Annotated in this window: 18 protein-coding genes and 1 tRNA gene; 14 read left to right on the plus strand and 5 right to left on the minus strand. The window is 70.8% G+C overall.

Going from position 1 to position 19,295, the window contains the following annotated elements; translation table 11 throughout:
• The 5 genes from ACQ143_RS09370 to ACQ143_RS09390 all read left to right on the plus strand — a co-directional run bounded on the left by ACQ143_RS09370 (position 1) and on the right by ACQ143_RS09390 (position 5,170).
• The gene (locus ACQ143_RS09370) at positions 1 to 1,962 is read left to right on the plus strand and encodes a DUF2207 family protein (RefSeq protein WP_449570418.1); all 1,962 of its coding nucleotides are present in this window, start codon (positions 1 to 3) and stop codon (positions 1,960 to 1,962) included.
• Positions 1,963 to 1,976: 14 nt separating this feature from the next.
• Entirely contained in the window at positions 1,977 to 2,402 is a 426-nt protein-coding gene (locus ACQ143_RS09375; protein ID WP_449570419.1) for a pyrimidine dimer DNA glycosylase/endonuclease V, read from the plus strand.
• Between the two features lie 41 nt (positions 2,403 to 2,443).
• Entirely contained in the window at positions 2,444 to 3,097 is a 654-nt protein-coding gene (locus ACQ143_RS09380) for a thymidine kinase (protein WP_449570420.1), read from the plus strand.
• Between the two features lie 73 nt (positions 3,098 to 3,170).
• On the plus strand, positions 3,171 to 3,878 hold the full coding sequence (locus ACQ143_RS09385; protein ID WP_449570421.1) for a FadR/GntR family transcriptional regulator: 708 nt from the start codon (positions 3,171 to 3,173) through the stop codon (positions 3,876 to 3,878).
• 23 nt (positions 3,879 to 3,901) lie between these two features.
• On the plus strand, positions 3,902 to 5,170 hold the full coding sequence (locus ACQ143_RS09390) for an alpha-hydroxy acid oxidase (RefSeq protein ID WP_449570422.1): 1,269 nt from the start codon (positions 3,902 to 3,904) through the stop codon (positions 5,168 to 5,170).
• Here the strand turns inward: ACQ143_RS09390 and ACQ143_RS09395 are convergent.
• From ACQ143_RS09395 to ACQ143_RS09410, 4 genes are all read right to left on the minus strand, one after another.
• Entirely contained in the window at positions 5,145 to 5,909 is a 765-nt protein-coding gene (locus ACQ143_RS09395; RefSeq protein WP_449570423.1) for an HAD-IIB family hydrolase, read from the minus strand. The two genes, ACQ143_RS09390 and ACQ143_RS09395, sit on opposite strands and share 26 nt — an antisense overlap.
• Before the next feature lie 70 nt (positions 5,910 to 5,979).
• Positions 5,980 to 6,056, minus strand: a tRNA-Pro gene (locus ACQ143_RS09400).
• Between the two features lie 64 nt (positions 6,057 to 6,120).
• Positions 6,121 to 7,065: a metallophosphoesterase gene (locus ACQ143_RS09405; RefSeq protein ID WP_449570424.1), complete on the minus strand. Its 945-nt coding sequence runs from the start codon at positions 7,063 to 7,065 to the stop codon at positions 6,121 to 6,123.
• Complete coding sequence (locus tag ACQ143_RS09410) at positions 7,062 to 9,662, minus strand: transglycosylase domain-containing protein (RefSeq protein WP_449570425.1); 2,601 nt, start codon at positions 9,660 to 9,662, stop codon at positions 7,062 to 7,064. Before ACQ143_RS09410 ends, ACQ143_RS09405 begins: the two co-directional genes overlap by 4 nt.
• An 88-nt stretch (positions 9,663 to 9,750) precedes the next feature.
• On the opposite strand from ACQ143_RS09410, the gene ACQ143_RS09415 reads away from it, so the two are divergent.
• Positions 9,751 to 9,966, plus strand: a complete 216-nt coding sequence (locus ACQ143_RS09415; protein ID WP_449570426.1) for a hypothetical protein — start codon at positions 9,751 to 9,753, stop codon at positions 9,964 to 9,966.
• A complete protein-coding gene (locus ACQ143_RS09420; RefSeq protein WP_449570427.1) occupies positions 9,966 to 10,433 on the plus strand; it encodes a RidA family protein in 468 nt (155 codons plus the stop codon). The genes ACQ143_RS09415 and ACQ143_RS09420 overlap by 1 nt, the downstream gene beginning before the upstream one ends.
• A gap of 52 nt (positions 10,434 to 10,485) precedes the next feature.
• Here the strand turns inward: ACQ143_RS09420 and acs are convergent, their stop codons facing one another.
• Positions 10,486 to 12,450 (minus strand): acetate--CoA ligase, encoded by a 1,965-nt coding sequence (gene acs, locus ACQ143_RS09425; protein WP_449570428.1) that lies wholly within the window; start codon positions 12,448 to 12,450, stop codon positions 10,486 to 10,488.
• Between the two features lie 467 nt (positions 12,451 to 12,917).
• On the opposite strand from acs, the gene ACQ143_RS09430 reads away from it, so the two are divergent.
• The 7 genes from ACQ143_RS09430 to tmk all read left to right on the plus strand — a co-directional run bounded on the left by ACQ143_RS09430 (position 12,918) and on the right by tmk (position 19,227).
• Positions 12,918 to 14,033, plus strand: coding sequence for a TadA family conjugal transfer-associated ATPase (locus ACQ143_RS09430; protein ID WP_449570527.1), 1,116 nt, complete (start codon positions 12,918 to 12,920; stop codon positions 14,031 to 14,033).
• Entirely contained in the window at positions 14,030 to 14,890 is an 861-nt protein-coding gene (locus ACQ143_RS09435) for a type II secretion system F family protein (protein ID WP_449570429.1), read from the plus strand. Before ACQ143_RS09430 ends, ACQ143_RS09435 begins: the two co-directional genes overlap by 4 nt.
• Positions 14,891 to 14,929: 39 nt before the next feature.
• Positions 14,930 to 15,151 (plus strand): DUF4244 domain-containing protein, encoded by a 222-nt coding sequence (locus ACQ143_RS09440; RefSeq protein ID WP_449570430.1) that lies wholly within the window; start codon positions 14,930 to 14,932, stop codon positions 15,149 to 15,151.
• Entirely contained in the window at positions 15,148 to 15,510 is a 363-nt protein-coding gene (locus ACQ143_RS09445; RefSeq protein WP_449570431.1) for a TadE family type IV pilus minor pilin, read from the plus strand. Before ACQ143_RS09440 ends, ACQ143_RS09445 begins: the two co-directional genes overlap by 4 nt.
• Before the next feature lie 10 nt (positions 15,511 to 15,520).
• Positions 15,521 to 15,838 (plus strand): helicase, encoded by a 318-nt coding sequence (locus ACQ143_RS09450; protein ID WP_449570432.1) that lies wholly within the window; start codon positions 15,521 to 15,523, stop codon positions 15,836 to 15,838.
• Positions 15,839 to 15,916: 78 nt separating this feature from the next.
• Positions 15,917 to 18,607 carry a type I DNA topoisomerase gene (gene topA, locus ACQ143_RS09455; protein ID WP_449570433.1) on the plus strand — a complete coding sequence of 897 codons (2,691 nt, stop codon included), beginning with the start codon at positions 15,917 to 15,919 and terminating at the stop codon, positions 18,605 to 18,607.
• Positions 18,604 to 19,227, plus strand: a complete 624-nt coding sequence (tmk, locus tag ACQ143_RS09460) for a dTMP kinase (protein ID WP_449570434.1) — start codon at positions 18,604 to 18,606, stop codon at positions 19,225 to 19,227. Before topA ends, tmk begins: the two co-directional genes overlap by 4 nt.
• Positions 19,228 to 19,295: the final 68 nt, after the last annotated feature.

Raw genomic sequence — 19,295 nt, forward strand, 5'->3', positions numbered from 1 at the left:
ATGCGGGGCCCAGCGACGCTCACCCGCGCCGTGCGGATGCCGGTGGCGCTGGCCGCCGCGCTGCTCACGGCGCTGCTGGTGTGGCTGCCGGCATCCACCGCCCACGCCGACGTCGACGACTTCACCTTCGAGTCGTTCACCGGTGACTACTTCCTGAGCCGTTCGGCCGACCAGCGCTCGCAGCTGTACGTCGTGGAGACGCTCGTGGCCGTCTTCCCGGAGTTCGACCAGAACAAGGGCCTCGTGCGCACCCTGCCCAAGACCCAGTCGGGCATCGACCTGGACACCGAGGTCGTGTCGGTCACCGGACCGGACGGTGCGGCGGTGCCGTGGTGGACCGAGGAGGACGACGACTGGATCTACGTGCTCACCGGCGACGACTCGTACGTGCACGGCGTGCAGGAGTACACGTTCCGGTACACCATGAGCGACGTCGTCGTGCGGTTCCCCGACCCCGATGCCGACACCGGCTCCGACTCCGGCACGGAGGAGTTCTACTGGGACACCGTCGGCACCGACCATCCGCAGCCGGTCGACCGTGCCGACATCACCGTGCACGTGGTGGGCTCGGCCGCTGCCGGCCTGCTCGACGGCGCGGCATCCTGCTACCAGGGCCCGGAGGGCTCGACCGAGGCGTGTGAGATCGCCGGCCCGGAGACCGGCGCGCAGTGGCCGTACGACGCGGCGTCGTGGGCCTCGTGGCACGGCGCCTCCGCTGCCGGTGCCGTGTCGTTCACCGCGCACGCGACGGGGCTGGGCGCCGACGAGAACGTCACCGTCGCGCTGGGGTTCACGCCGGGGACCTTCGCCGCCCCGACCGCGCCGCCACCGCCGGCCTACCCGTGGTGGCAGTGGATCCTCCCGGTGCTCGGGCTGGCCGTGGCCGTCCTCGGCCTGCCGCTGCTGCTGCTCGTGCGATGGATGCTGCGGCGCAACCCCGACCGCACGCCCGTCGTCGTGCGGTACACCCCCGCCGACGACGAGTCCCTGACACTGTCGGCCGGGGTGCTCGATGTCCCGGCCCGGGCCCTCGCCGCCCACACCGTCGACCTGGCGGTGCGCGACGTCATCGAGATCCACGGCACCGGTGACCGGGACGACCCCGAGGACTTCGAGCTCGTGCTCGTCGACCCGACCGGTCTCGATGCCGACGACCGCCGCGTCGTGCAGACGCTGTTCGGGCGCACCGCGCAGGCCGGTGCGCGCGTGGGTCTCGCCGACTTCACCGCGTCCCCGCCGCAGCGTGCTGTGACGTACGTGCGCCGCATCGACGAGTTCACCGTGCAGCGCGGATATCGCGCGAAGCGTCCCGCGTGGGCCGGCCGGCTGCGGACCGGGGTCATGTTCGGCGCGGTGCTGACGGCCTGGTTCCTGCTGCGCGACCTCGGGGAGACGGTCGTGCCCGACGGGATCATCCTGGCCGGGATGATCGCGTGCGCGCTCGCATTCCTCGCCGCGTTCGCCATCCGCATGCCCGAGACGGTGCTCACCGTCGCCGGGGGTATGCACGCCCATGAGCTCGACGGCATCAGGCAGTACCTCGGCCTGGCCGAGGAAGAGCGGCTCCGGGCGGCCCAGGCGCCGCAGACGGCCGACCTCGTCAGCGCCGGAAGCCGCCGGTACGGCGACGACAGCCCCGGCAGCGTGGTCAACGTGTACGAGCGGCTGCTGCCGTACGCGGTGCTGTTCGGCATGGAGGACGAGTGGGCGAAGGTCATCCGCGCCGAGCTGCCGGCCGCACAGGCCGCGCAGCGGGCCGTGCTGTTCGACGTCATCTCGTCGCGGTCGCTGGCCCGGGCCTCGTCGTCGGTCGGTCACCTGGCGGCCACCCCCGTCTCGCGGGCCGGGGGATCGGGGTCGTCGTGGAGCTCCTCCAGCAGCGGATGGTCCTCGTCGGGCGGATCGTCCGGCGGCGGATTCTCCGGCGGTGGCGGGGGAGGCGGCGGCATCGGCGGACGCTGAGGCCGCCCACGACGATGCGACTGTGGTCCCTGCACCCTGCGATCCTCGATCGCGCGGCTCTCGTCGCCTGCTGGCGGGAGGGCCTGCTCGCGCAGAAGGTGCTCGCCGGCCACACCCGCGGCTACACGCGCCATCCGCAGCTCGAGCGGTTCCGCGCCGCGGCCGATCCGCTCGGCGCCATCGGTCACTTCCTCGGCGGTCTGCACGCGGAGGCCACCGCGCGCGGGTACCGCTTCGACGCCGCGCGCATCGCGCGACCGGATGCCGGGACGCCGGCCATCCCGGTCACCGACGGTCAGTTGGCCTACGAGGCGGAGCACCTGCGGCGCAAGGTCGCCGCCCGCGACCCGGCCTGGCTCACCCGGCTGCCACAGACCCCGACCGCGGCCGACACGTTCGTCGTCAGACCCGGGGGCATCGAGCCGTGGGAGCGGCCCTGACCGGCGGCCGGACCGCGCGCAGCGGTCAGTAGACTCGTCCGGTGGCCAAACTGTACTTCCGCTACGGCGCGATGAACTCCGGGAAGTCCACGGCACTCCTGCAGGCCGCCTACAACTACGAGGAGCGCGGGCAGCATGTGCTGCTGGCCAAGCCCGAGATCGACACCAAGGGTGCCGATCGCATCTCCAGCCGCCTCGGCGTCGAACGCGTCGTCGACTTCCTCATCCGGCCGGACGACGATGTGCGCGCCCTGTTCGCCGAGCACCGCCGCCGGGTGCAGGACCGCGCCGAGGACGCCCTCATCCCGGAATCCGCGGCCACGGGATCCCGACCCGACGTCGCCTGCCTGCTCATCGACGAGGCGCAGTTCCTCACCCCCGCGCAGGTGGACGACCTGTTGCGGATCGTGGTCGAAGACGGCATCCCGGTGCTGGCCTACGGCATCCGCACCGACTTCCAGACCCGCGCCTTCCCGGGCTCGGCGCGCCTCCTCGAACTCGCGCACACGCTCGAGGAGCTCAAGACCATCTGCCGCTGTGGCCGCAAGGCTCTGTTCAACGCGCGATTGGTCGGGGGCCGGTTCGTGTTCGACGGCGACCAGGTCGCGATCGACGAGCTGTCGGCCGATCGCGTCACGTACGAGTCGATGTGCGCGCGCTGCTACCTCGAGGAGTCCGGCGGCCGCCTGCGCTGAAAGCACCGGCCACGACGAGTTGCGTGGTCAGACCATGGGCGACTAGTGTGGTCCGACATCAGGAAGGATGTCGATGACCGACACACCCACCCCGCGCGCCTGGCGCGTCGTGCTGGAGAAGATCGAGAGCGATCTGCTCAACGGCACGCTCGGCCCCGGTGACCACCTCCCGCCCGAGCGGGAACTGTCCGCGACCCTCGGCGTCGGCCGCTCGAGCGTGCGTGAGGCGCTGCGCGTGCTCGAGGTCATGGGCCTGATCCGCACCGGCACCGGCTCCGGGCCGACCTCCGGCGCGATCATCATCGCCACGCCCGCGGGCGGCCTCGCGCAGTTCCTGCGCCTCCAGGTCGCCGCGCAGGGCTTCCCGATCGACGACGTCGTCGAGACCCGACTGCTCCTGGAGGACTGGGCCGTCGCCCACCTCGCCGCAGCCCCCGATGCCGATCTGGCGGCCGTCCGGGCCACCCTGGCCGCGTTGGATGCCGAGGATCTCACCCGCGACGAGTTCCTCGCCCTCGACGCCCAGTTCCACCTGGCGCTGGCCGACGCGGCGGGCAACCAGATCGTCTCGGCCACGATGAACGGGCTGCGCTCGGTCATCGAAGGCTACGTGCGTTCGGGCGCCGACCTGCTCGCCGACTGGGACGAGGCCTCCCGGCATCTGCAGCACGAGCATCACGGCATCCTCGACGCCATCGACCAGCAGGACGCCGCCACCGCGCGCGAGCGCGTCCGCACCCACATCACCGGCTATCTCGCCGCGACCGGCCTGCGCGGCTGATCCGGCATCCAGGAAGGAACCCCATGGTCCAGCGCCAGCTGCCCCAGATCTCCGAACTGCTCGAGCTCATGCAGTTCAAGAAGCCCGAGTTCAACGGCAAGAAGCGCCGCCTGGGCGCCGCGTTGACGATCGACGACCTGCGCACGATCGCGAAGCGGCGCACGCCCAAGGCCGCGTTCGACTACACCGACGGCGCCGCGGAGGGCGAGCTGTCGCTGGCCCGCGCGCGGCAGGCGTTCCAGGACATCGAGTTCCACCCCGACATCCTCCGCCCGGCCGAGAACGTCGACATGTCCACCGAGATCCTCGGCGGCCCCTCCGCACTGCCGTTCGGCATCGCCCCGACCGGATTCACCCGCCTCATGCAGACCGAGGGCGAAGTGGCGGGGGCGTCGGCCGCCGGTGCCGCCGGCATCCCGTTCACCCTGTCCACGCTCGGCACGACCTCGATCGAGAACGTCCGCGCCGCCAACCCGCACGGACGCAACTGGTTCCAGCTGTACGTGATGCGCGAGCGGGAGATCTCGTACGGTCTCGTGCAGCGGGCCGCGGATGCCGGGTTCGACACGCTCATGTTCACCGTCGACACCCCGGTGGCCGGCGCCCGCCTGCGCGACAAGCGCAACGGGTTCTCGATCCCGCCGCAGCTGACCCTGGGCACCATCATCAACGCGATCCCGCGGCCGTGGTGGTGGTTCGACTTCCTCACCACGCCGAGCCTGGAGTTCGCGTCGCTGACCACGACCGGCGGCACGGTGGGGGAGCTACTCGACGCCGCGATGGACCCGACCATCAGCTATGAGGACCTCGAGGTGATCCGGTCGCTGTGGCCGGGCAAGATCGTCGTGAAGGGGGTGCAGAACGTGCCCGACTCGAAGAAGCTCGTCGACCTGGGAGTGGACGGTATCGTGCTGTCCAACCACGGTGGACGACAGCTCGACCGTGCGCCGGTGCCGTTCCGGCTGCTGCCGCAGGTGGTGCGCGAGGTCGGCAAGGATGCGACGATCATGGTCGACACCGGCATCATGAACGGCGCCGACATCGTGGCCTCGGTTGCGCTGGGCGCGAAGTTCACGCTCATCGGCCGTGCGTACCTGTACGGGCTCATGGCCGGGGGGCGCGCCGGCGTGGACCGCACGATCGACATCCTGCGCAGCGAGATCGAGCGCACGATGAAGCTGCTGGGCGTGTCGTCGCTGGCCGAGCTGGAGCCGCGCCACGTGACGCAGCTGCAGTCGCTCGTCCCCGTGGCGGTCGGAGGGCCGGTCAGCGCGCGGGCAGCGTCGGGATGAGGTCCTCGAGGAACGTGATCGTGTCCTCCCAGCCGGTGACCGCGTGGCAGGTCACGCCCATCGCGAGCACGGGGTAGTCGTTGCCGTGCTCGTCGAGCCGGTCGCCGACGAACAGCATGTCGTCGAGGGGGATGCCGGTCTGCTCGGCCAGCCGGCGCATGCCGTAGGCCTTGTCGATGCCGCGCTGGGTGATGTCCACCGAGGTGGAGCCTCCGGAACGCACTTCGAGGTCGGGGATGCGGGCGGCCACCGCGTCGCGCAGCGCGTTCTTCTTCTCGCCGGTGGGGTCCCACGCCTTCTTCGCCTCGAGCGGGGCGGTCTGCCCGAGCGCCGAGAACGTGATCTGTGAGCCGCGGTCCTCGAGGATGTCGCCCCAGGTCTTGCTCTCCCACAGCCCCAGCCGGCGGGCCTCCTCCTCGACGGCGGTGAGCGCGCGCTGCTTCTCGTCGTCGCTGAGCGCGTGCGCGTACACGGTCTCGACGCCGTCGGGGCTGAGCCGGTAGTACTGGGTGCCGCACGTGGGCAGCAGGTGGAAGTGCGCGAGGATGCCGGCGTCCGCGGCCGGCAGACGGTCGACCACCTGGGTCTGGAACTGCAGCAGCTGCCCGCCGGAGATGACCGCGACCTCGACCCGCTCGGCCAGCGCGAGCAGCAGCTCGCCCATGCGCGGCGTGATGGCGCTCTTGGACGGAGCGAGGGTGTCGTCCAGATCGAAGGCGACAAGACGGACTGTGCTCATGCGCGGCCTCTCGTGTTCGCGGAGATCAGACGAGAGGCTCCGTCCGGCGGACCGGGCGGAGCCTCTTGACTGGTCGGGGTGACAGGATTTGAACCTGCGGCCTCTTCGTCCCGAACGAAGCGCGCTACCAAGCTGCGCCACACCCCGTTGGCAACCCTGAGAGTCTACCCTCTCGCGCGCTCGATTCCGAATCGAGCGACGGGGCGCCCGGTCACGCCGCAGCGGTGAGGGTCAGCACCGACGCTTCGGGCCGGCATCCGAACCGGACCGGCGCGTAGATGGAGTGCCCGAGCCCCGCGCTGACGTTGAGCGGGACGCTGCGGCCGGCGGCCGTCCAGGTGCTGAGTCCCCGTGCCTGATCGAGCGGGATGTCGCAGTTGGCCACGAGTGCGGACGGCGAGAACGGGATGCGCACCTGCCCGCCGTGGGTGTGGCCGGCGAAGATCGCATCCCCGCCGAGCTCCACGAAGCGGTCGAGCACGCGCCGGTACGGGGCGTGGGTGACGCCGATCGTCAGCGCCCGGTCGCCGGGCAGCGCGTTGACGGCGGCCGGCAACGCGTCGAGTTCGTCCCAATCGCGGTGGGCGTCGGACACGCCGAATGCGCCCAGGGTCAGGCCGGCGATCTCGACGGCAGCGGCCGCGTTGTTCAGACGGTGCCAGCCGAGCTCATCGGTGAAGAACGCGTCCATCGCGTCGGTGTCCAGCACCGTCGCGGAGTAGGTGCCCTCGGACGGCCCCGTCAGGTACTTCAGGGGGTTGCGGGCGGTCGGTCCGATGACGTCGTTCGAGCCGTGCACATAGAACCCGGGCACGCCGCGCAGCGGTGCGAACGCCGAGCGGATGCCGGAGAGCCCACCGGTGTGGCCGAGGTTGTCACCGGTGTTGATCACCAGGTCGGGCTGCACCTCGTCGGCCAGGTCCGCGATCCAGCGCTGCTTACGGCGCTGCCAGGGCGCCATGTGCGCGTCGGACAGGTGCAGCACGGTCAGGCGAGGGGAGCCGGCGGGAAGGATCGGCAGCTCGTGGCGCCGCGCCGTGAACAGGAACCGTTCGATGCCGATGCCCCACACCGCCGCGCCCACGCCCACGGCGCCCACAGCGGCCGCCCCCACGAGCCACGGGCTCACGGGGGCGGTGCGGTGGTCGCCGGTCACGGGCGACCGGGACGCTCGCGGTCGTCGCCGCGGCAGTTCTCGCTCTGGTACTGGATCGTGACCGTCGTGTCGCGGCTCGTCGTGGTGCCCGCCGCGGGGTCGGTGCCGGTGACGACACCCTCGCGTGGCGCGCCCTCGGTCTCGGTGCACTGCTGCTCGATGTTCGAGAAGCCGGCGGCCCGCAGCTGGGCCACGGCGTCCCTCGGCGAGCCGTTGACGGCCGGGATCGTGGCACCCTCGCCGTTGCTCGGGTAGATCGTGACGGTGGTGCCGCCGACGACGCGCCCGGCGCCCGGATCCTGCTCGACGATCGTGCCCGGGGCCTCCGACGCGTCCACGGGGTCGCCGACCCGGACATCGAAGCCGGCCCCCTTGAGCGTGTCGACGGCGTCGTCCTCATCCATGCCGATGACGTTCGGCAGCGTGACGTAGGTGCGTTTGGTCAGCGCGGAATCCGGCTCCGGGAAGCGGTCGCCGCCGTACTTCGCGTTCGCGGCCCGCTGCATGTTCGGCCAGATCGAGTTGCGGATGCGCGAGAGCTGCCAGCCGCTCGCGTAGTACGGGTAGAGCTTCACGAAGCCCTCGACGTTGCCGACCCAGACCACGGTGGCCACCTCGGTGGACGAGCCGTCCATCCAGGTGTGCTCGTACTCGTGGATACCGGTCTTGCCGAAGATGGGCGTCCCGTCGAACGTGCGTGCGCCCACACCGGTACCGTTCATGACCCCCTGCAGCGTGTACGCGGCCGTGGAGGCGACCGCCTCGCTCAGGACCCGTTCGCACTTGGTCTCGGGCAGCGGCATCTCCTCGCCGTCCGAGTTCACGACCTTGTCGATCGCCTTGGGCTCGCACAGGATGCCGTTGGAGGCGATCGCCGCGTAGGCGGCGGCCATGTCGATCGGCGCGACGTTCTTCGAGCCGAGCACGTCGTAGGGGTGGTTCTCGGAGTCCAGCGGGCTGCCGTCGCCGTAGGCCACGCCGAGCTTCATCGCCGTGCGGTTGGTGCTGCACACCGAGATCTTCTCGCCCATGGCGAGGAAGCCCGAGTTCAGCGAGTCGACGGTGAACCGGTAGATCGATCCCGTGTAGCCGGGGTTGTTCTCGAAGTTGCCGATGTGTCCGGCGCGACCGCTGTTGTCGGACTCCACTGAGGCGGTGGCGCCGTCGCAGGTCTCCACCGTCTTCTTGCCGATGCGGCCGTTGAGGTATTCGTTGACCGAGTGGCCCTGCTCCATCCAGTTGATGAGGCTGAACACCTTGTAGGTCGATCCGGCCGGGTGCCCGATACCGCCGCCGTTGGTCTCACGGACGTTGTAGTTGACCGGGGTCTTGCCCTCTTGACCGCCCGTGGGGCTGTAGCCGGTGTTCTGCACCATCGACAGGACGCGTCCCGTGCCCACCTCGACCTGCACCCCCGAGGCGCCGAGCTTCATGTAGTCGACGTGGGCGGGAACGACCGAGATCGCCTCGCGCGCGGCCTTCTGCAGGTCGTAGTCCAGCGTGGTGTAGACCTTCAGGCCGCCGCGGCGCAGCGCCGCCTTGCGGGCCTCGTCGCTTTCGCCGAACGCCTTGTCCTCCTGGATGATCGAGACCACGTACGAGCAGAAGTATTCGGCACCCTTGGCCACCGCACAGCCCTGCTTGCGCTCGGTGATCTTCGGCTCGATCGGTGCTTCGGCGGCCGCGTCGTGCTCTTCCTGCGTGATCTTGCCGTCTTCGAGCATGCGCCCCAGGACATACAGCTGGCGCTGCTTGGTGAGGGCGTAGCCGTCCTCGGCGCTGTTGACCGGGTTGCCGTCACGGTCGGTGGTCGAGCCGCCCGGCATGTCGATGCGATAGGTGTTCGGCTCCTGCACCATGCCCGCGATCGTGGCGGCCTGCGCGATCGTCAGGTCCTTCGCGCTCACGCCGAAGTAGTACTCGGCGGCCGCGCCGATGCCGTAGGCGACACCGCCGAAGTGGGCGATGTTCAGGTATCCGTTGAGGATCTCGTCCTTGGAGTAGCGGTCCTCGAGCTGGATCGCGTACCGCATCTCCTGGATCTTGCGCTGATACCCCTCCGCGCCCTGGGCGACGGTCGTCTCGCGGAAGCACGCCTCCACCTCGTCGCTGCTCTCGGCGGTCAGCTCGCAGTTCTGCTGCAGGATGTTCTTCACATACTGCTGGGTGATCGACGATGCGCCGCGGTTCGTTCCGCTGGTCGCGTTGCCCACCAGTGCGCCGATCGTGCCGAGGATGTCGACACCGCCGTGTGAGTAGAAGTTCTTGTCCTCACTTGACAGGATCGCGTCGTACATCACAGGGGTGACCTGGTCGAAGGACACCGGAATGCGGTTCTGGTCGTAGAACTCGGTGAGCAGCCGGTACTCGTCGTCCGCATCCTTCACGTAGATCTCGGTCGGCAGCATCAGCTTGTCGATCTCGAGATAGCTCGGCATGTTCTCGAACACTTCGATGGCGCTCGAGGCGGCGTATCCGGAGACGGCGATGGCCGGGGTCACGGTCGCGGTGACCAGCACACCGGCGACGGCGCTCAGGCCGACCAGGCCGACAAGACCACCGAGCACGCCGGTGGTCGTCCGTTTCTGATGGGGCATAGGGTTGATCGTAAGGGAGATAGCTGGGGGAAGCCTTGGTGGCTTTCCGCACGTCGCGCTGATTCCACCGCCTATTCAGGGAGTGCTCATGACCACGTGGGAGTACCTCACCACGCCGCTGCTCATCCACAACACCGCCGCGATCCTCAACAACTGGGGCAAGCAGGGCTGGGAGCTTGTGCAGGTGGTGACCGGTCCCGAGGGTGGACTCGTCGCCTACTTCAAGCGTCCCGTGGGCGGCGGGGCCGCCAACGCGGGTCTGGATGCCGCGGCCGAGGCCGCCCAGAAGTTCGAAGGCCGGTGATGTCCCTCACGCAGCGCCTGGCCGAGCTGGGCATCGAGCTGCCGGGCGTCGTCCCCCCGGTGGCCGCCTACATCCCCGCGAACGTTCACGGCGACCTCGTCTACACCTCGGGGCAGCTGCCCATGGTCGACGGCACGCTCCCGGCCACCGGCAAGGTGGGCGAGGGGGAGGGGCTGGTCGCCCCCGCCGACGCGAAGGCCTACGCGCGGCAGAGCGCGCTGAACGCGCTCGCTGCCGCCGCTGCCGCCGTCGGCGGCGTCGACAAGCTGGTGCGCGTGGTCAAGGTGACGGGGTTCGTGGCATCCACCCCCGACTTCACCGGACAGCCCGGCGTCATCAACGGTGCGAGCGAACTGCTCGGCGAGATCTTCGGCGACGCGGGGCGCCACGCCCGCTCCGCCGTCGGCGTGCCGGTGCTGCCGCTGGACTCACCCGTCGAGGTCGAGGTGATCTTCGCACACGCCTGACGATCGCAGACGCCCCGGAGAACCGTCCCCGGGGCGTCTGTTCACGTCATGCCTACTTCACCTGTGCGCTGATGACCGACATGACCATGGTGTCGGCCAGGGTCGTCGTGTCGCCCACCTCGCGGCCTTCGGCGACGTCGCGCAGCAGGCGGCGCATGATCTTGCCCGAGCGGGTCTTGGGCAGTTCGCCCACGATGTAGACGTCGCGGGGCCGGGCGATCGGTCCGATCTGCTGACCGACCCAGTGGCGCAGCGTGTCGGCGAGGCCCTCGGGGGAGTGCTCGTCGAGGAAGCTCTGCTTGATGATCACGAACGCGACGACGGCCTGCCCGGTGGTCTCGTCCGACCCGCCGACCACGGCCGCTTCGGCGACCGCCTCGTGGGCGACCAGGGCCGACTCGATCTCGGTCGTGGACAGCCGGTGTCCCGACACGTTCATGACGTCGTCGACGCGGCCGAGGAACCAGACGTCGCCGTCCTCGTCGAGGCGCGCGCCGTCGCCGGCGAAGTAGTAGCCCCGGTCGGAGAACTTCTCCCAGTACGTCTCGACGAACCGGTCGGGGTCGCCCCAGATGCCGCGCAGCATGCTGGGCCACGGCTCGGTCACCACCAGCAGACCGCCGTTGCCGTTGCCGACGCGCTCGCCGGTCTCGTCGACCACGTCGACCGAGATGCCCGGCAGCGGCACCTGGGCGCTGCCCGGCTTGGCCTCGGTCACACCGGGAAGGGCCGACACCATGATCGCGCCCGTCTCGGTCTGCCACCAGGTGTCGACGATCGGGGCCGTCTTGCCGCCGATGATCTTGCGGTACCACATCCACGCTTCGGGGTTGATGGGCTCGCCCACCGAGCCCAGCAGCCGCAGGGACGACAGGTCGAACTGCTTCGGGATCTTGCGGCCGAGCTTCATGAACGAGCGGATCGCGGTCGGCGCGGTGTAGAGGATCGTCACGCCGTACTTCTGCACGAGCTCCCACCAGCGGCCGTGGTGCGGGGTGTCCGGCGTGCCCTCGTACATGAGCTGCGTCACCCCGTTGGCCAGCGGCCCATAGGTGACATAGGAGTGGCCGGTCACCCAGCCGATGTCGGCGGTGCACCAGAACACGTCGGTCTCGGGGTGCACGTCGTGCACGACCCGGTTCGTGTACGCGCACTGGGTGAGGTAACCGCCCGAGGTGTGCAGGATGCCCTTGGGCTTTCCGGTGGTGCCGGAGGTGTACAGGATGAACAGCGGGTTCTCCGCGGGGAACGGCTGGGCCTCGTGGTCGGCGGATGCCGCGGGCACCACGTCGTGCCACCACAGGTCGCGGCCTTCGGTCCAGTCGATGTCGTTGCCGCCGCGCCGCACGACGAGCACGTGCTCGACCGTCTCCTGGACGCCCTCGCCGCGGTCGCTGAGCGCCTGGTCGACGGCGGGCTTCAGCGGCGACACCTTCCCCTTGCGGTAGCCGCCGTCGGCGGTGATGACCACCTTCGCGCCGGCGTCGTCGATGCGCGAGCGCAGGCTGTCGGCCGAGAACCCGCCGAACACGACCGAGTGGATGGCGCCCAGCCGTGCGACGGCCAGCATCGACGCGACCGCCTCGGGGGTCATCGGCAGGTAGATCGCGACGCGGTCGCCGGCGGTCACCCCGAGCCCGGTCAGCACGTTCGCGAGGCGCTTGACCTCGTCGGTCAGCTCCGCATAGGTCACCCGCCGCTCGTCACCCGGCTCACCCTCCCAGAGCAGGGCCACGCGGTCGCCGTTGCCGGCTTCGACGTGCCGGTCGAGACAGTTGTAGGCGACATTGAGCTCACCGTCGGCGAACCACTTCGCGAACGGCGGGTTCGACCAGTCGAGCACCTCGGAGAACGGCGTGTGCCAGTGCAGCTCACGCGCCTGCGTCGCCCAGAACGCGTCACGGTCGGCCGCCGCCTCGGCGTACAGCTCCGCCGTGGCGTTGGCTGTCGCAGCGAACTCGGCCGGCGGCGCGAAGCGACGGCTCTCGTTCAGCAGGTGGTCGATCTGGCTGCTCATGGGCACGCTCCTTTGCGAGTGGGATGGCGGCAGGGATGCCGGACGTCACGCACCATCTAAGCCGCTGACGAAAGGAGGCACTACCGCCGATAGTGGGTAGGGGGCGCGTATCCATCCAGACAGATATATCGCGCAACGGGCCCTCGAGGTGTTTTGCGGCCCGCGGGTGGGTGCGTATGCTCGTTCCCGCCCGAACATCGATTCCGGCAGTGCTTCGTCCCGACCCCCCCGATTGCGGGGCGTTGCACGCGGCGGCATCCCATTCCCCCCAATGGGATGCCGCCCTCTCCTTTCCGGGGGTCGGCGCGGTCGCCTCCTCCCCAGCGGCGGGATGCCGGACGTTGTCCACCGATCGTCCGCAGCGCCCGTGGTGCCGGATGCCGGGGCTCTACGTTCGGCGTATGCCCCACCTGTTCGTCGTGCAGCCACGCCCCGCGTCGGCGGCCGCGCGCACCGATCGGACGGTGATATCGGTGCCGGCCGCTCCGCGCCGGGCGACCGGGGCGGACCAAGCGGTCGACGCGACGGGGCCCGGCGGCCGGAGCGGGCAGGGTGGCGTGACGGATCCGGGTGGCGTGCGCGGGCTCGGCGGCATCGCCGGCGCGGGCGATACGGGACCGCCCCCGGGCTCGGAGGGGCGTCTGCGTCGGGTGCCGGACCACCCGGCGCTCGAACCACTGCTGCCGTACCTTCTCGACCCGGCCGTCACCGACGTGTTCATCAACGGCGCGGACGGGCTGTTCGTCGATCGGGGCTGTGGCGCCGAACCGGTGGACGGGTGGATCACCGACGAAGCCGAAGCGCGCGACCTGGCCGTCACCCTCATCGGGCTGGGCGGCCGCCACCTCGACGACCTGGCGCCGTGCGTCGACGTCCGGTGGGAGCACGGGGCACGCGTGCACGCGGTGCTGCCGCCCGTCTCGTGCGGCGGCACGATGATCTCGATCCGGCTGCCCTCCGCACGCATTCCCGACCTGGACGAACTCGGGCGCAGCGGGATGTTCGACGCCGACACGGCGCACCGGCTGCAGCGCCTCGTCGCCGAGCGCGAGAACGTGCTCATCACCGGGGCCACCGGCGCGGGCAAGACCACCCTGCTGGCCGCGCTGCTGGGCCGGGTACCCGCGGGGGAGCGGATCGTCACGATCGAGGACGTCGCCGAGCTGCGTATCGCCCACCCGCACCACGTGCGGCTGGAGGCGCGGCAGGCCAACCTCGAGGGCGCCGGCGGCGTGCCGCTGAGCCGACTGGTGCGCGAAGCACTGCGCATGCGACCGGACCGATTGGTGGTGGGCGAGTGTCGCGGTGAAGAGGTGCGCGAACTGCTCACCGCGCTCAACACCGGACATGCCGGCGGGGCCGGCACCGTGCATGCCGGGAGTCTCCGCGACGTCCCCGCCCGGCTTGAGTCGCTCGGCGCGCTCGCCGGGCTGGACGACCACGCCGTGGCGCGGCAGGTGGTCAGCGCCATCGGGGCGATCGTGCATGTCGACCGCGGCGGCGACGGCCGGCGCCGGGTCGTGGGCATCGCGCATCCGGTCGTCGTCGACGGGCGGCTCGGCATCGAGGAACGGCGATCATGAGCCCGGCGCCCGGCGTCGCCGAGACCGTCCACCGGCTGGCGGTGCTGCTCGAAGCCGGTGTCGTCCCCGACCGGGCGTGGGAGCATCTGGCATCCTCCGGCGACGCGGATGCCGGGCAGGTGACCACCGCGGCAGCGGCCGGGGCGCCGATCGCCGACACCCTGCAGGAGATCGGCGGGGCATGGCAACACATCGCCGTGGCCTGGCGGGTGGCGCAATCGGTCGGGGCGCCACTCGCGCCGAGTCTGCGCAGCATCGCCGACGCGCTGCGCGACGGGGAGCAGTCGCGCGACGACGTCGCCGTCGCGCTGGCCGAGCCGGTCGCGACCGCCCGGCTGATCTCCTGGCTGCCGCTCGTGGCCGTCGCGCTGGGGATGCTGCTCGGATTCGACGTGCTCGTGACGCTCACCCGGCCGCTCGGTGTCGCGTGCCTCGTCGCCGGGGCCGCGCTCATGCTCGTCGCCCGCCGGTGGACGTCGCGACTGATCGCCGCCGCACAGCCGGACCCCGGCATCCCGGGGCTGCAGTGCGACGTCGTGGCCATCGCACTGAGCGGCGGCGTATCGGTCGACCGGGCACTGCAGGTGGTGACCGACGCCGGCGGGGGTGCGGTCGAACCGGCCACCGACGAGATCCTGCGGCTGTCGCGCCGCGCCGGGGCTCCCGCCGTCGACCTTCTGCGTGCCGCCGCCGGCAGCGCCCGGCATCGTGCCCGCACCGACGGGCGCATGCGGGCGGCACGGCTCGGCAGCCGGCTGCTCATTCCGCTGGGCGTGTGCACCCTGCCCGCCTTCCTGCTGCTGGGCGTCGGACCCATGCTGCTGTCCGTGCTCAGCGGCGAGGCGATGATCCTCTGACTTCCCGATCGTGCCCACCCATCCGAAGGAGAGACACCCATGACAGACCCCATCCATACCGCTCCCGCCCCGCTGCCGCCGCTGACGACGGCCCGCGCCCGTGCGCTCTACGACGACGAGACCGGCGCCGCCACCGCAGAGTACGCCATCGCCACGATGGCAGCGGTGGCCTTCGCGGGCCTGTTGGTGATCATCATGCGCAGCGATGAGGTGCGCGGCATCCTCACCGATCTGGTGCGACGCGCGCTGACGGTGCAATGATCCGCGACCGCGACGAGCGGGGCTCGGTGACGGCGGAGTTCGCCGTCATCGTCCCCGCCGTCGTGCTCGTGGTGTTGCTGACCGTCGCCACGCTGGCCGGCGCCGGGCGTCAGATCCGCCTGGAGCAGGCCGCCGCGCAGGCGGCACGCCTGGCGGCGCGGGGCGAGGACGATGCCCGGGTGCGGGCGACGCTGGCCACGGTGGGCGGCGACCCGACGGTGCAGATGCACACGGAGGGCGACCTGGTGTGCGCGACCGTGCGGGCGCGGGCTTCCGTGCCGCTGCCGCTCCCACCGCTGCGCGCCGAGTCCTGCGCCGCCGCGTCGCTGCCGGCCGGCGCTGCGGGGGACCCACCGTGAGGAAGCCGGCGTGAGCGGTGCGGCACTGGCCGCCGGTGCGCTCGCGGTCACCGCCACCCTGGCGGTCGGCATCGCGGGCGTGGGCGTCGCGGCCGTGCGCAGCGTGAGCGCGGCGGGGATCGCCGACGCCGCCGCACTGGCCGCGGCAGACGCCGCCAGCGGTGCCGTCGGCGGCGTGCCCTGTGAACGCGCGGCCCAGATCGCAGCCCGCGGCGGCGCCGAACTGGCATCCTGCAGCGTCGAGATGCTCATCGCCACCGTCGAAGTCGCGGTGCCGGTGGGGGTGTTCCACGCGCGCGCCCGCGCGCGTGCGGGACCGCCGCCGTGATCCCGCCGCCATCGGGTTTCTCCCAGCTTTCTCCGGCTCCCGCTGTGTGTATGGTGTGCATCGAAGAAAGGACGCCACGTGGCAGATGGCAAGAAGCTCGTCATCGTCGAGTCGCCGACGAAGATGAGGTCGATCCAGGGATACCTGGGCGACGGGTATGAAGTGCTCAGCTCGGTCGGGCACATCCGTGACCTTGCGGACAAGAAGGACATCCCGGCGGAGCTGAAGAAGACCTCGGTCGGGAAGTACTCCATCGACATCGAGAACGACTTCACCCCTCTATATGTGGAGAGCGACCGCGGCAAGAAGACCGTCGCCGAACTGCGGCGCGCCCTCAAGAACGCCGACGAACTCCTGCTCGCCACCGATGAAGACCGCGAGGGCGAAGCCATCGCGTGGCACCTGCTCGAGGCGCTCAAGCCCAAGGTGCCGGTCAAGCGCATGGTGTTCCACGAGATCACCAAAGACGCCATCCGCGCCGCCGTCGACAACACGCGCGAACTCGACCTCGCGCTCGTCGACGCCCAGGAGACCCGCCGCATCCTCGACCGTCTCTACGGCTGGGACGTCTCCGACGTGACCCGTCGCAAGGTCGGCCAGGGCACCTCGGCCGGACGGGTGCAGTCGGCCGCCACGCGCCTGGTCGTCGACCGTGAGCGCGAGCGTATGGCGTTCGTGTCCGCGTCGTACTGGGATGTGGAGGCCACGGCAGCGGCCATGAGTGCCGGCGCGCAGTCGTTCTCGACGCGCCTGGCCCGCCTCGACGGGGCGCCGCTGGCCCGCGGCACCGACTTCGACGACGCCGGCGCGCTCAAGAAGGCCGTCGTCGTGCTCACCGAGAAGCAGGCCGGCGAACTGGCCGCCGTGCTCGAGAAGAACGGCACCGCCTCAGTCGTCTCGGTCGAGGCCAAGCCCGGCACCCGCAGCCCCAAGCCCCCGTTCACGACCTCCACGCTCCAGCAGGAGGCCGGTCGCAAGCTCTCGATGAGCGCCAAGCACGCCATGGGCGTCGCGCAGCGCCTCTACGAGAAGGGCTACATCACCTATATGCGCACCGACTCGACGGCGCTGTCGGCGCAGGCCATCGCGGCCGCGCGCGCCCAGGCTGTCGCGCTGTACGGCGACAAGGCCGTGCCGGCCAACCCGCGCAGCCACCGCAACAACAGCAAGAACGCGCAGGAAGCGCACGAGGCGATCCGCCCGTCGGGTGAGGACTTCCGCACGCCGTCATCGGTGGCATCCAGCCTGGACCGGGACGAGGCCCGCCTGTACGACCTCATCTGGAAGCGCACGATCGCCAGCCAGATGTCCGACGCGAAGTACGAGACGACCACCGTCACCCTCGAGGCACCCGTCACCGGCGCCGGCGACCACACCACGGCCACCTTCACCGCCTCGGGCACCGTCTACGTGTTCAAGGGCTTCCTCGAGGCGTACGAAGAGGGCCGCGACGAGAAGCGCAACGAGAGCGACCAGGACCAGGACCAGTCGCTGCCGCCGCTGACGGTCGGCGACGAGGTGCGCCTGCGCGACATCGAGGCCAAGGGGCACGCCACCAGCCCGAAGCCGCGCTACACCGAGGCGTCGCTGGTGAAGGCGCTGGAGGAGAAGGGCATCGGCCGCCCCTCCACGTTCGCGAGCATCATCGACGTGATCCTCGACCGCGGCTACGTCACCAAGCGCGGCCAGGCGCTCGTGCCCAGCTGGCTCGCCTTCAGCATCGTGCGGCTGCTCGAGCGGCATTTCACCGAGCTGGTCGACTATGACTTCACCGCGGCGCTCGAAGACGACCTCGACGCGATCGCCCGCGGCGAGCAGGACCGTGCCGAGTGGCTGCGCCGCTTCTACTTCGGCGACGACGAGCGCGTGGGCCTGCGCAACATCGTCGACAACCTCGGCGACATCGACGCGCGCGAGATCAACTCGACGCCGATCGGCAACGTCGCCACGCTGCGGTTCGGCAAGTACGGGCCGTACCTCGAAGTGCCGGTCACCGATGAGGACGAGACTCCGCGCCGTATCAACGTGCCCGACGATCTCGCCCCCGACGAGCTGACCCCCGAGAAGGCGCAAGAGCTCATCGACGCGCCGGTGGGCGGCGACCGCGTGCTCGGCCAGCATCCCGAGACCGGGCGCGACATCGTCGTCAAGGACGGCCGGTTCGGCCCGTACCTCGAAGAGGTGCTGCCCGAGACCGAGGCCCCGGCCGAAGAGGCGCCCAAGAAGCGTGGCGCCAAGAAGGAAGCGGCCCCCAAGCCCCGGCGTGCATCGCTGTTCAAGAGCATGTCGCCCGAGACGATCGACCTCGACACCGCGGTTAAGCTCCTCGGGCTGCCGCGCGTCGTCGGCATCGATCCCGAGACCGAGCAGCCCATCACGGCGCAGAACGGACCGTACGGCCCGTACCTGAAGAAGGGCACCGACTCGCGATCGATCGGCAGTGAGGACCTCATCTTCGACATCACGCTCGAGCAGGCCCTGGAGATCTACAAACAGCCCAAGTACGGCAACCGGGCCGCCTCCAGCGCCCTGAAGGAGTTCGAGCAGCCTGACCCGGTCAGCGAGAAGCCCATCAAGATCAAGGACGGCCGATTCGGCGCCTACGTCACCGACGGCACCACGAACGTGACCATCCCGCGCGGGCAGACCGCCGACGACATCACATACGAGATCGCGGTGCAGATGCTCGCCGACAAGCGTGCGAAGGGACCGGCCAAGAAGCCGGCCCGCCGTACGACGGCGCGCAAGACCCCGGCGAAGAAGAAGTGAGCCGCAGCCTCTGGGTCACCTTCGAAGGGGGCGACGGCTCGGGCAAGACCACCCAGGCCGCGCTGCTGGAGCGCTGGTTGCGTGACCAGGGGCACACGGTCGTGCGCACCCGCGAGCCGGGAGGCACTGAGGTGGGCGGCCTCATCCGTGAGATCGTGCTGCACCATCGCGGCGACATCGCCCCGCGCGCCGAGGCGCTGCTGTACGCCGCCGACCGGGCGCATCACGTCGCCACGCTCGTGCGCCCGGCGCTGGCGCGCGGCGAGGTCGTGATCCAGGACCGCTACCTCGACTCGTCGGTCGCCTACCAGGGCGCCGGCCGGGTGCTGGATGCCGGGGAGGTGCGCGAGCTGTCCCTGTGGGCCACCGAGGGGGCACTGCCCGACCTCACCGTGCTGCTCGACCTGGATCCGGCGACCGCCCGTGCGCGGCTGGACGCCGCCGACAAACCCTTCGACCGCCTCGAGGCCGAGCAGGACGACTTCCACGCCCGCGTGCGCGCGGCCTTCCTCGGGCTCGCCGCGGCCGAGCCCGCGCGGTTCCTCGTGCTCGACGCCACCCTCCCGCCCGCCGAACTCGCCGCCGCGATCCGCGACCGTGTCGCCGCGGCGCTGGGCTGATCCGCCCCCGCGGCGCTGGGCTGACCGTGGTGCGGCGCGGGCTGACCGGTCCGCGGGGCCTCGTGCAC

The sequence above is a fragment of the Microbacterium pollutisoli genome (assembly GCF_053586795.1).